The organism is Nostoc sp. WHI (assembly GCF_015714725.1).
Classification (GTDB): domain Bacteria; phylum Cyanobacteriota; class Cyanobacteriia; order Cyanobacteriales; family Nostocaceae; genus Nostoc.
Genome location: NZ_WBKM01000390.1, coordinates 19,972 through 33,162, shown reverse-complemented (window position 1 = coordinate 33,162; position 13,191 = coordinate 19,972). Strand labels below are relative to the sequence as shown.

11 protein-coding genes and 1 pseudogene are annotated in these 13,191 nt (G+C 38.2%); 8 read left to right on the top strand and 4 right to left on the bottom strand.

The window, feature by feature from the left end:
- Positions 1-4: 4 nt before the first annotated feature.
- Together F8S12_RS40010 and F8S12_RS40005 are read right to left on the bottom strand one after the other, a co-directional pair.
- A complete protein-coding gene (locus F8S12_RS40010; protein ID WP_196521809.1) occupies positions 5-937 on the bottom strand; it encodes a DNA adenine methylase in 933 nt (310 codons plus the stop codon).
- Between the two features lie 235 nt (positions 938-1,172).
- Positions 1,173-1,871, bottom strand: a complete 699-nt coding sequence (locus tag F8S12_RS40005) for a Uma2 family endonuclease (protein WP_196521808.1) — start codon at positions 1,869-1,871, stop codon at positions 1,173-1,175.
- Positions 1,872-2,342: 471 nt separating this feature from the next.
- On the opposite strand from F8S12_RS40005, the gene bchB reads away from it, so the two are divergent.
- The 6 genes from bchB to F8S12_RS39975 all read left to right on the top strand — a co-directional run bounded on the left by bchB (position 2,343) and on the right by F8S12_RS39975 (position 7,357).
- Positions 2,343-3,869, top strand: a complete 1,527-nt coding sequence (gene bchB / locus F8S12_RS40000) for a ferredoxin:protochlorophyllide reductase (ATP-dependent) subunit B (protein ID WP_196521807.1) — start codon at positions 2,343-2,345, stop codon at positions 3,867-3,869.
- A 675-nt stretch (positions 3,870-4,544) separates the two neighbouring features.
- Positions 4,545-4,880, top strand: a complete 336-nt coding sequence (locus F8S12_RS39995) for a DUF6883 domain-containing protein (protein WP_196521806.1) — start codon at positions 4,545-4,547, stop codon at positions 4,878-4,880.
- 3 nt (positions 4,881-4,883) lie between these two features.
- Entirely contained in the window at positions 4,884-5,135 is a 252-nt protein-coding gene (locus F8S12_RS39990; protein WP_196521805.1) for a hypothetical protein, read from the top strand.
- Positions 5,113-5,484, top strand: a complete 372-nt coding sequence (locus F8S12_RS39985) for a hypothetical protein (RefSeq protein WP_196521804.1) — start codon at positions 5,113-5,115, stop codon at positions 5,482-5,484. Before F8S12_RS39990 ends, F8S12_RS39985 begins: the two co-directional genes overlap by 23 nt.
- A gap of 267 nt (positions 5,485-5,751) precedes the next feature.
- Positions 5,752-6,378, top strand: a complete 627-nt coding sequence (locus tag F8S12_RS39980) for a hypothetical protein (RefSeq protein WP_196521803.1) — start codon at positions 5,752-5,754, stop codon at positions 6,376-6,378.
- Positions 6,362-7,357, top strand: a complete 996-nt coding sequence (locus F8S12_RS39975; RefSeq protein ID WP_196521802.1) for a DUF262 domain-containing protein — start codon at positions 6,362-6,364, stop codon at positions 7,355-7,357. The genes F8S12_RS39980 and F8S12_RS39975 overlap by 17 nt, the downstream gene beginning before the upstream one ends.
- Before the next feature lie 15 nt (positions 7,358-7,372).
- Here the strand turns inward: F8S12_RS39975 and F8S12_RS41460 are convergent, their stop codons facing one another.
- Both F8S12_RS41460 and F8S12_RS39970 read right to left on the bottom strand, forming a co-directional pair.
- Positions 7,373-7,495 (bottom strand): type II toxin-antitoxin system PemK/MazF family toxin, encoded by a 123-nt coding sequence (locus tag F8S12_RS41460; RefSeq protein WP_230968597.1) that lies wholly within the window; start codon positions 7,493-7,495, stop codon positions 7,373-7,375.
- Positions 7,492-7,797: a DUF2281 domain-containing protein gene (locus F8S12_RS39970; protein ID WP_331001498.1), complete on the bottom strand. Its 306-nt coding sequence runs from the start codon at positions 7,795-7,797 to the stop codon at positions 7,492-7,494. Before F8S12_RS39970 ends, F8S12_RS41460 begins: the two co-directional genes overlap by 4 nt.
- A gap of 398 nt (positions 7,798-8,195) precedes the next feature.
- Between F8S12_RS39970 and F8S12_RS39965 the strand changes: the two genes are divergently transcribed.
- Positions 8,196-11,363: a plasmid replication protein, CyRepA1 family gene (locus F8S12_RS39965; protein ID WP_196521800.1), complete on the top strand. Its 3,168-nt coding sequence runs from the start codon at positions 8,196-8,198 to the stop codon at positions 11,361-11,363.
- 545 nt (positions 11,364-11,908) lie between these two features.
- Positions 11,909-13,119, top strand: a pseudogene (locus tag F8S12_RS39960) (transposase).
- Positions 13,120-13,191: the final 72 nt, after the last annotated feature.

Below are 13,191 nucleotides of genomic sequence, written 5' to 3'. Positions count from 1 at the left end.
TTATCTAATAATTCATAATTAATAGTTCATTGATTGAGTTTCGTTTTAACGCATTGCTATTTATATTTCGTGTGGCTCTAACCCTCTCTATTTGGTAACCAGCATAAGCATTTTCAAAAAAATTATCATTTATATTTTCATTTTTAGGGTCGGAGTTACTAAGCATAATTAATGCGCCTTTATTATCTAGTTTTTTAAAATAATCTCGTAACTTTAATTGTTCAGAGTCATTAAATGGCAGTTGTGAATAAGATGTAAAGTTAGATGTATTACTAATTGGTCTATAGGGTGGGTCAAAATAGACGAATGTTTTCTCATTAACAAACTTTTCGCATTCAGTAAAATCTCCATAATAAATTTGAGTATTTTGTAGAATTTGAGCAACAGATTTCAAGTTTTCTGGATCGTAAATACTCGGTTTTTTATATTTGCCTGCTGGAACATTAAAATCGCCTTTAGAATTGACACGAAAAAGTCCATTAAAACAAGTTTTGTTCAAAAAAATAAGTTGGGCAGTTCTTTCTATCCATTCAAAATGGTAATTATCCAAGTTTATGTGTTTTCTTTGGCTGTTAAATTGTGTTCTCATTTGATAGAAATATTTGCTTTTCTCAATTTCATCAAAAGACAAATATTTCGTTGTAATTTCAGATAAAATTTTAATTAAATCATTTACATTATATTGAATTGTCTTGTATGCTATGACTAATTCTGCATTGATATCAGAAATAAATAATTCTTGAATATCATATTTATGTGCTATGTAGAAAAAGACTGCACCAGCCCCTATAAAAGGTTCGATATACCTTTTGATTGAGCCGTTAAATAATTCATTTGGGAAAAAATTGTTTATTTGCTCGATTAACTGGCTTTTACCACCAGCCCATTTCAAAAAAGGCTTTGGAACTGTTGGAATCGTTGAGAGAGTTAGAAGCATTGGCTTAATCTGTAAAGATGTAGCAAACTTTTTAATATTAGTTCATGCGTACTAATTTTGTTTAATCACTATAGCATAAATTAAAGCAATTAGTAGAAATAATTGACACTAAGCGCCTAATTCTCAGATTTGTTTGTATTTTTAGGAACAAAAAGTCATGACAGAAGCACAATTAACAGCGACTTAAATACCTGTTAATGACTTTTATCACGTATTTCAAAGTATTAAAATTAACTTATTCACGTATGATTGAATCTAATTTATTGACAAAATCCCCATGTTCAGCAGACTGCAAACCTGCTTGTAAAACCTTCAACACACCCTGCATATTACCTGCTAATAACTCCGTTACCGTTAACCACAACCCTGGAAATACCCGACTTCGGAAAACGCCTTCATTGTCAGGTACTAATTCCAGATATTCACCCTGTTCAAGAGAAAACCAAGTCAATTTTTGGTCTAAAACTTGCCAAACAATATATTCTTTGACACCGTTGCGACGATAAGCCTGTTTTTTGCCATGAAGGTGAATAGCCGCACTACTAGCAGCAATTTCCACAACTAACTCTGGCGCACCTTCAATATAATCATCTTCACTCAGCCGCGTTTGACCACCTGCTTCCGGTACAATCAGGAGAACAGCATCGGGTTGAGGTTCGTTATCTAAGTCTAAGCGGACGGTAGGTTCAACTCCCAACGCTACACCAGGAGTTGCAGCTTCATAAGTACCAAGCCATGCCAAAATCCAACCATGCGGTTGACCGTGACTTCGGAAACGCAGAGCAGCAGGCATAATATAGACAATCCCTTCGGTTAATTCAGCTTTTTTTACGCTAGGGGTGGCATTATAGCGACGCTCAAACTCATAGCGGGTGAGTTTGTCGCCATTTTCTAGAGGAGGAATTGTCCAAGGCTGGGAGGGTGTTTTCACCATAATTGTTATACTGAAAATGAGCTTGTGTACATCCTAGCGAATTACGTAAAAACGCAACTGACTAGGGAACGAGAAATTAATAAACAGATTTACCGAAACATTAAGATTTTTTTACAAAAACAACAGGAATGTTGTTCAAATAGATAGCTGCATTTTAAGCGGTAACTAGGTTTCAGCTTCATCGCCTTCCGTAAAACCCGCAACAAACCTTATTTTTTATCAGCCAGCAGGTTTGAGAAAATTAGAAACGATTTAATAATAATCAAGCACTTATAAGTAGATGGGCTGAATTAAATATAAGACCTCTCTCTTTGCAGGGCAGAGGCTTTAATCCTAATTCCCTTCTCTGCCAACAGCACGCTGCGCGATGCCTACGGCGGTAAACTACGCACCGAAGGGGTTAGGTTTATCTTATATTTTTTTTACGCCCACTTACTTTAGTTATTTGAGTTTAAAAGGGAGAACAAAAGCATGAAATTGGCTTATTGGATGTATGCAGGCCCAGCCCACATCGGCACTCTGCGAATTGCTACTTCTTTTAAAAACGTTCATGCGATCATGCACGCCCCCATTGGCGATGACTACTTTAACGTCATGCGCTCCATGCTATCGCGGGAGAGGGATTTTACTCCGGTGACAACCAGTGTCGTCGATCGCAACGTTTTGGCACGCGGTTCTCAAGAAAAGGTGGTAGATAACATCATTCGCAAGGATGCCGAGGAACACCCGGATCTGATTGTGTTAACTCCTACCTGCACCTCTAGCATTTTACAAGAGGATTTGCACAACTTTGTCGAGCGATCGCAGTTGGAAGCGAAAGGAGATGTAATGTTGGCGGATGTGAACCACTACCGCTACAACGAACTGCAAGCCGCCGATCGCACTTTGGATCAAATCGTCCAATACTACATTGAAAAAGCTCGAAGACGGGGCGAATTGCCAGAAGGCAAAACTGAAAAGCCCTCAGTTAACATTATTGGTACTACTACCCTTGGTTTCCACAATAATCACGACTGCACCGAACTGAAACGGCTGATGGCTGACTTGGGGATTGAGATAAATACCTTAATTCCCGAAGGTGCTTCGGTGAACGACTTGAAGAAGATGCCGAAAGCCTGGTTTAACTTGGTGCCTTACCGTGAACTCGGTTTGACCACAGCTCGTTACCTAGAAGAACAATTCGGCACACCTTATGTAGATATTACTCCAATGGGTGTAGTGGAAACTGCCCGTTGTATTCGCAAAATTCAGCAGGTAATTAACGCTCAAGGTGCAGAAGTTGACTATGAAAACTTCATCAATGAGCAAACCTTGTATGTATCTCAGGCTGCTTGGTTCTCTCGTTCGATTGACTGTCAAAACTTGACTGGCAAAAAAGCTGTGGTTTTTGGTGACAACACCCACGCCGCCGCCATCACCAAGATTCTGGCGCGAGAAATGGGGATTCATGTTGTTTGGGCTGGAACTTACTGTAAATATGATGCAGACTGGTTCCGCGAACAAGTTAGCGAGTATTGCGATGAAGTGCTAATTTCCGAAGATCATGGTGAAATTGGGGATGCGATCGCTCGTGTCGAACCCTCCGCCATTTTCGGCACCCAAATGGAACGCCACGTTGGTAAGCGCTTAGATATTCCCTGCGGCGTAATTGCTGCACCAATCCACGTCCAAAACTTCCCCATTGGTTACAAACCATTTATGGGTTACGAAGGCACGAATCAGATTACAGATTTGATTTACAATTCCTTCACTTTGGGAATGGAAGATCACTTGTTAGAAATCTTCGGTGGTCATGATACCAAAGAAGTAATTACTAGGGGAATTTCTGCGGATTCTGATTTGAATTGGACAAAAGATGGTCAAGCAGAATTGAATAAGATTCCTGGATTTGTGCGCGGTAAAGTGAAGCGTAATACTGAAAAATTTGCGCGCGATCGCGGTTTCAAAGAAATCAATGCTGAGGTATTGTACGCCGCGAAGGAATCTGTCGGAGCTTAATGATAATTTAGTTATCAGCTATAAAACTGATACCTAGAATTCCATAGAAGAGTGTTTCTTTGAAAGAACACTCTTCTGCTTATTATCAAAAAAATTTTCCTGGGCAAACAAACTAATTGATTAAAAATGAGATATTTATGAGCAGCAATCAATTACCTAGTAGTCCTAACGAAAATCGACTACACACCAGATTAATTACGACTCTAAAAAGAGTTCAGTTCATCGCTTATTTTTTTATTGTAATCGTTTTTTCTCTTGTCATATTTTCAATTTTCATGTTTGGTGGATTTAATATAATAGTTTTTGCGTATTTAATTTATGCAGGGATTACCTGCATTATTATAAATATATTTACAGCAGTATTGATAGCAATCATCGACCTTTTAAGCCGCATAGAAAGGAATACAAGGTCTGAATAATAACTGCTATTTAGCAATGATTTCATGTAACAGAATATAAATCTAGTCCAGCACCAAGAAATTTAATTGCGATCGCGGTTTCAAAGAAATCAATGCTGAGGTATTGTACGCCGCGAAGGAGGCTGTCGGGGCGTAGATTTGGGAGTTAGCAATTATTTAAACTAAAGGGTGTCCTGTATGGATGCCCTTTTTGCTTATTTATTTCGTATTGTTCGCTGCTAAATTAAAAATAATAAATCTGTTATAAATGACACTAATGAAAATGCCATCATGTTTAATAATTCAAGATGAAAAAATAACTAAATACCTACTTGTTTATCAACCTAAAAGTGATAAATCAAGATACTTAGCTTTAGCAGGATATAATCTTGACAACTGGGAACTTCTTAAGAACGATATAATAAATGCTGTAGAAGGTTCTGAAATTGCAAAAGTCACCCGTAGTGATTGGGGGACTCAATTTGAGGTTAAAAGCGAGTGGTCTGGGCCTAATGGTCTATTAATTAAGGTAATTACTATCTGGCAACAAGATGAAGAAACAGAATTTGTTAGATTTATAACACTATATCCTGATAAATCACGGGAGAATTAAACGATGACAACAGCTAGTTTATTTCAGTGGGTAGAACTGAAGCAGCATGTTCCTAACAGCCCTGTAAAAGCTGGTGATAGAGGGGTTGTGTTGGATCATCTGCGTCCTACTAAAACTCAGCAAGAGCCAGGATATATTTTAGAAATCTTTAAAGATGATGAAACTCTAGATGTTGTTTCTGTGCCTATTTCCTGGGTCAATCCTCTACCTGAAACTTGGGGAAGTATTGAACATGATACAAGACAGACAGTTTAATATAGAAAAAATCAAACTTATGGCTGACTATGGATGCTATCCGCTATGGTGGGTAAGTCCTGAGAAAGTTGGCAATATTGACCCAAAAACATTGCCATTAATTCAAGAAACTATTAAACGCTTGGACAAATGGGAAGAAATTTACAATGCAACATTAAATTTGCAAGATCCTACTAACTCACCAGAGGTGAGTACAGAGGCTGAAGCGGCTTTTGAAGAAGAAGGAATTAGTCTGTGGAAGCAACTGCAAACAGAACTTGCACCTAATTATCAAGTTGTTTATTTCAGTGAGCTATTAGGCAAGGTTTTAACTCATCCTAGTGAATTAGAAGTTTTACCTGCCATTTAGCAATGATTTCACCTAACATAATATAAATCTAGTGCAGCACCAGTAAATTTAATTGCGATCGCGGTTTCAAGAAAATCAACGCTGAGGTATTGTACGCCGCAAAGGAGGCTGTCGGGGCGTAGGTTAGGGATTTAGTTTATATTGCTTGGAAGTGAAGTTTAATATTTATGCTTCACTACTAAGTTTTACTTTTTTTAATATAATTTATGTTATTATATATACCAAGTATTTAAAATACTGCTAGACCTTACTGAGAAAAATATAGCTGTGAATGTACATGAATTTATATCATCTCTACAAGAAATTAAAGATGATGCTGCTGTAATAGATTTATGCAGGAAAAAAGTTTTACATGGCACTCCACATATCTTTGAGGGACAAGAAGATAAATACTACGAATTTAGAAAAAGAATTTCTGAAAAATTTGATATTGCTTTTCATGAAGTTTTCATAACAGGCTCCGCGAAATTGGGATTTAGTCCACGTAAAAGGAAAAATTTTGATTATGACTTAGACATTGATGTTGCTATAGTATCGCAGAACTTATATGACAGAATTATTGATATTATTTGTATTTATCAGATGGAACTAAGGAGAGCAAGAAGAACAGTCACACATGATGAGTTAAATATGTACCATTCTTTTTTGGAATACACAGCAATCGGATGGATAAGGCCTGACAAGCTTCCACTGTCGTTTAAGGTTAAGGAGTTAAAGAATAAATGGTTTGATTTTTTTAACTCTATTTCTTACGGTAAATCAGAAGTTGGTGACTATAAAGTAAATGCTGGTATATTCAAAACTTATCAACATTTTGAAATGTATGAAGTAAGTGGATTAATAGATCTAAAAAAATCTTTAGAAATCGGTGGAGAACATGGCAAATCAAATTAAACCATCAGTGACTAATCCTACTATTGCTGATATTTACCAGAATATTGAAGGAGGAAAATTTATATTAAGACCTGACTTTCAACGAAAGTTTGTGTGGACTCATGATCACCAAGAGGAATTTATAGATACTATTTTAAAAGGATATCCTTTCCCTGAAATTTATGTTTGTCAAGGTGACATTGATACGAAAAAGCTACGTACAACACAACACGTTATTGATGGACAACAAAGACTAACTACAATAAAACGGTATATTGATCATCAATATGATAACGATAAAAGCTTAAATAAAATCCCTAAATTTGAAGATTTAACAGAAGATAAAAGAGAAGAATTCCTGTCATATCAAATTGTTGTAAGAGATATAGGTAAAGTCTCAGAGGAAGCAATCAGAGAAATATTCCGCAGAATTAATTTGACAGAGTTTAAACTGGACGATATAGAAATACATAATGCTATATATAGTGGCTATTTTATCAAAACTGGCAAGAGTATTTTAGAAGATATTTCTTTGCAGGAATATGGTGTTTTTCATGAATCAGAATTCACCAGAATGGCTGATTTATACTTTATATTATTAGTAATGGCAACTATTGAAAATGGTGGGTATTTTCCTCAAGATAAAGAAGTTGAAAATTATATCGCTCAATACAATGATGAATACCCTAATAAAGATCACATGAAAGCTATGCTCATAAAGACTTTTGCTACCATTAGTGATATGGCTTTACCATCTGATTCAATTTGGTTTAGAAAGTCTAATTTCTTTACGCTTGTTGTCGAGTTAGCAAAGCACATAAACCAGATACCAGACAATGTTGTTGAACGTCTAACAAATTTGGAATCACTACTCTTAGAGAATAGAAATAAACCTGATAATAAGTATGGAAAATATTATTCATATATGTACGCAGGAACTACTAATAGAAAGGGGAGAGTGGTAAGAGCAGAGGTATTTAATGATCATATTTTCGCTTAAAAATATATACTCAAGTTAACGGTTTGGAAACCAAAAAACAATTGCAGGTCTATAACCTTCTTGCTCACGACCTTGAGGGTTTTGTTGAGGAAAACGTGCTGTTACAACATCCCCAAACTTTAAAGAACGAGTAGTCATTCCTCAACAATGACTACTCCCATTCCAGGAACATACTTAACAGGCAAACCTTTATCTAGTTCGCCGGGTTGCCAATCATAAGGTTCATAGCTACCTAAATTTGATAAGTCGCTTTCTAGCCATCCCGCATCAGATTCTTCATCTAATTCTTCACTGACTATAGATAACTGAGATTCTTGACGATTCTCCTTTCGCCACTCTAGAAACCGTACAAAATCTAGAACTTCCTGCTGTGCATTTTCTGGAAGGCTTTCTAGTTTTTCCAAAATCTTTTCTTTGAGAGAATCCATACTTGCAGACACTATCTTTATTGAACAGTGTAACTCATAGTCTCTATCCAAATGATAAGCTTTTATCCCAGAAGTGATGTTTGACAGATGCTCTGCATCTACGATTCCTGATAAAGCTTGTCTTGTAAAATGTTACCCTATAGCGATCGCTGCTGCAACTCCTCAAGCGATCGCATTCCTTAACGCATAAATTTACTGATAAATAAAAATTAATAGCGAACAAATATCACAATACAAAATTATTACTTCGGGGATCTAATAGGCAGAATAACCCACTAGAGCCTTAACCGATGTGTCTCCTAGAACGTAGTAAAAAAAGCATCATAAAAGCTTCGCAATATTGCTTATAAGGAACTAGGAGATGCGTGTTAATGTTTTAATCTCATTGTCTTCCCTTCGGGGCTTTTCCTATGCATCTGCACTATTTACACCCCCAACACCTTGAAGAATTAGTCAAGATTAGTGGTATAGATTTACACCTAGTGCATCTCAATTTTCGGTCGCTCCAAGGCGTAACCGCCTACGAGTACCTGTTGATTTCTGAACTGCTTCCTCGCACCAATAGCGGAATGGTGAAAAGTAGTTGGTTACAGCGTTATGCTCATATCACTGAAGGCGGTTGGTGGTGTTCTGGACTAGACCCCCTCAATAATTGGCAAATGATGGAGTGGGGATGCTTTAAGCCAAGCCAACCGCGACAAAATGATAATGGCAAGTCCATAAAATACGAGCATCCCCCCAGCACACCAACGCGGGTGTTTTGTTTGCGAGTGACGCTGCAAATATGGCAGCAAGTCGCTGAACGTTACAATCTAGCCATGCCTGACAATATCACCATTACGCCCGATGGGGAAGCTGGAGGCTTTTGGCAATGGGTGATGGAACAGAATATCCCCCTCGTCATCTGCGAGGGTGTGAAGAAAGCAGCAACGCTGTTGACTCAAGGATATGCAGCTATTGCCATTCCCGGAATTACCAGTGGTTATCGGGTTGTCAAAGATGAATTTGGCAAAGTTACCCGTCGTCAGCTGACTCCAGATTTAGCGGCATTTGCGATTACAAAGCGTAGCTTTTATATTTGTTTTGATTTTGAAACTCAACCTAAGAAAATTGCTGCTATAAATAATGCCATTTCTCAACTTGGTTGTTTATTCCAACAAAAAAATTGCCCTGTTAAAGTTATCGAACTTCCAGGAATAGAAAAAGGAGTTGATGAGTTTATCGTTGCTAAAGGTGCAAGTAGTTTCGATAGAGTTTATCGCCAAAGCGTTGATTTAGAAATTTATCTTGCTCAAACTAAACCCCACACCGAGTTAACCATTCCTGCTGCACTCACATTCAATCGTCCTTATATAGGTGAAATCCCTTTCCCCGCCTCTGGATTAGTAGGAGTAAAGTCGGCGAAAGGAACGGGGAAAACTACAGCATTGCAAAGCGTTGTTCAGCAAGCAAAAATTAGAAATCAACCCGTTTTATTAATTACTCACAGAATTTTACTAGGACGATTTTTGTGTGAGAAAATTGGTATTCAATGGGGAACACATAAAGAAGATGGGGATAAAAGGATTGAGAAAACACTTACCCCCGCTCCTCCCGTTCTTCGCTCTCCCTCTCCTCAACACTCCCTTGGATTGTGCGTTGATTCTATTTGGAAACTTAACCCGGAAAATTGGCGCGGGGCAATAGTAATTTTAGATGAAGTAGAGCAATCTTTGTGGCATCTATTAAACAGTAGTACTTGTAAACATAAGCGTGTAAAAATATTAAAGTTATTTCAGCAACTAATTTCTACAGTTTTAACAACTGGGGGGTTAGTAATTGCCCAAGATGCTGATTTATCAGATGTTTCACTAGAATATTTACAGGGATTGGCAGGAATTAAGTTAACACCTTGGGTAGTTCTCAACCAGTGGAAACCTCAGCAAGGTTGGGACGTTACTTTTTATGATTCGCCGAACCCAACGCCGCTAATTCATCAACTGGAATTGGATTTACTTGCTGGACGTAAATGTTACGTTACTACCGATAGTCGCGCTGGGCGTTATAGTTGTGAAACCATTGAACGTTACCTGAAAGAACGGTTACAAAAATTACGGCGACAATTTCCTAAAACTCTGGTAGTTAGTAGCCATACTACAAACACACCTGGTCATGCGGCGGTTGATTTTATCGCAGCTATTAATCAAAAAATATCTGAATATGACGGCGTTTTCGTTACCCCTAGTCTTGGTACGGGAATTAGTATTGATGTCCAACATTTCGACCGAGTTTACGGCATTTTTCAAGGGGTAATTCCTGACTCGGAAGCAAGACAAGCATTAGCGAGGGTGCGGGACGATGTGCCGCGTGTTGTCTGGTGTGCTAAACGAGGTATTGGTTTAATTGGTAGTGGTAGTACAAATTATCGCTTGCTATCTGATTGGTATCAAGAAAATCAAAAAGAAAATTTAGCTTTGCTTAGTCCACTACATAAAATAGATGTAGATTTACCTTTAGTTCATGACCCGATTCATTTGCGAACTTGGGCGAAGTTGTCTGCAAGAGTAAATGCTTCTATTCGCCTTTACCGTCAATCGATGCAAGATGGTTTGATTGCTGATGGGCATCAAATTCAGATGCGGAGTAATGCGGTTCATAATAATATTATCAGAGATTTACGTCTGGCCTTTTTGGCAACTGACATCGATGATTCAGTAACTCGGAGAAGGTTAATTTTAGAAATTGTCAAAGTTCAAAAAGATTGGGCGCAAAGCCGTCAAAAAGCTAAAGAAATTAAACGCAAAATTAAAGACATTAAGCAGCAAAATCAATTAACATTAGCGACGGCTGTAGCTAATGCTAAAGATATCGATTATGTAGAACATGAGCAGCTATTAGTGAAGCATTCTTTGACCGATGGAGAACGTAACCAAATAAATAAATATGTTATCAGACAAAGATATGGTGTAGAAGTTACTCCTTGGCTGAAGTTGCAGGATGACCAAGGATACTATCCTCAACTTTTAATTCACTATTATCTAACTCACGAAAGCGAATATTTTCATGTTAGAGATGAGCAAGAATGGCATCAGCAATTATCTTGGGGTGAAGGGAAAGTTTTTCTACCAGATTTAAAAACTTATACGCTGAAAGTTGAAGCTATGAGAGCTTTGGGAATGCTTCAATTTATTGAAGCAGAAAGAGAATTTGCCGAAAGTGATACAGATTTGATATTGCTGAAAAATATTGCTTTTCAGCATAGCAAGCATATTAAAAGAGCGCTTGGGATTAACTTAATTGGCGAGAAAGAGCAGGTTTCAGCGATAAAAATACTCAGCCGATTGTTAAATTTGTTAGGTTTGAAACTGAAGCGGGTAAATGAGGCTTATCAAATTGATTTAGAGACGCTATATGATGGCAGGGAGAGAATATTTGCAGTTTGGTATCAAAGGGATGAGTTGATGTTAGCTCATGTTAAGAGTGTTGGCTATGAGTTGTCTAATTATTCTTCAGACTGGAAGGTTGAGATTATACCAACTAAGCCTGTGAAAGCGAACTATATGGTGCCTGTTTCTACTGTGCTAGTATCAAAGATATAGCAATCATAATTGAGTTATGAGAAAATACGGAACGTCAAAAACCGTAGAATAAAATGGAGCCAACGCCAGAGCAGTTAAAATCCTTCTACTGAATGTCGATTGAAGAGGCTGAGGCTGAATTGGAAAGGAGAGTTAATCAAGGTCAAAAATAGTAAACTAAGAGTATTGAGAGTGCTGGGTGAAAATCTGGCGCAGACCTCTTGTATAAATAATTTTTTGTCTCACGCAAAGGCGCAAAGGCGCAAAGAAGAAGTTGAAAAGAAGGACTTTTGCAAGAAGTCTATTATACTGAGCAAGATTCAAGTAGGATTCCTATATAACAGTAAACTTTCCTAGAACACCGATTCAGTAATCGCAGAAGAAAAGAAAAATCAACCCAGAGTGAAGTAAATAATGGAAGAGAAAATAGAGAAAACGTTTACCAGACAATACTTATAGCAACAAACAAGCTTTGAGGAATGTTTAATAAAGTCTCAAGGAGAGACATAGCCCGAATTGATGTAAATTCAGGTAATAAATGTGCATTACCAACAGCGAAATTACGTATGCGACCCCAGATATGGCAGCCACCGATAGAACTATCAGCATTAGAGCAAAGCATCGTTAAGCGAATTAAACGAGCAAAGCTGTTTACGTTCTTACGGCAATATCGCCATCAATTATTTGATGAAGAATTTCAAGCAGAACTGGGCAAGTTGTATGCAGATTCTCCAAAAGGACATCCACCAGTACCACCAGCACAGTTGGCGTTAGCAGTCATCCTGCAAGCATATACAGGTGCCTCAGATGCCGAAGCAATTGAAGAGACTTAAATTGGGATGACCCAGACCAAAAAAATTTAGCTTTGGGAATTGTACTGGACGCTTTAGAGCGATTTGAAACTTTTGCACAAGCACAGCCCGAAAATATTGACCACCCTCAAGTTCGTTCGGCGTTGGAAACTGCAAGGCTGATTGAAGCACAGGATGTGGAAGTCGATGCTCATGGTGAGATCAAACTACTGTCTGGTGTTGCAAAAGAACGACGCATCTCCATCGAAGATGATGAAATGAGGCATGGACGTAAAAGTAAGAGCCAACGATTTGATGGTTATAAGCGTCATATCTTACGTGATTTAGACAACGGGCTGGTTCGAGCCGTGGGAATCACAAGAGCAAATGTCCCTGAAGCATCTGTTGGTGATGCAATTGCTATCGATTTGAAATCTCAGAAAGTCAAGTTGGTTGAGTTACACATTGACCGTGCTTACCTCAGTAGTTCCTTAGTTCAAAACAGAGATGAAGAACTAATTATTTACTGTAAAGCTTGGCAGGTCAAAAACGGCAAGAGGTTTACCAAAACTGCTTTTATCCTCGATTGGGACAATCACACTATTTCCTGCCCGCATGGGGTCACTTTACCTTTTAGCGTTGGTGGCAAAGTTCAGTTTCCAAAAAATATTTGTGCAACTTGCCCGGTAAGAGAACGCTGTACTACTTCCAAAACTGGGCGCAGTGTTTCGATTCATCCTGATGAACCATTATTTCGGGAACTACAACAACGTCAATTAACGCCTACTGGTCGTGCCAAGCTCCGAGAACGTGTTGCTGTTGAGCATTCCTTATCTCACATGGGTCGATGGCAGGGGGATCAAGCTCGTTATGTTGGTTCTCGCAAAAATTTATTTGATCTTCGCCGTACTGCCGTTGTTCACAATCTTCATGTCCTTGCCAAAATTTTTACTCACACTACTGAGCAGTCTGCTATTTCATCCTGATTACTGAATCGGTGTTCTAGTAGCGGGATTGAAACTATCGTATGCGAAGCATCGCAATTGATGCTCTTACAC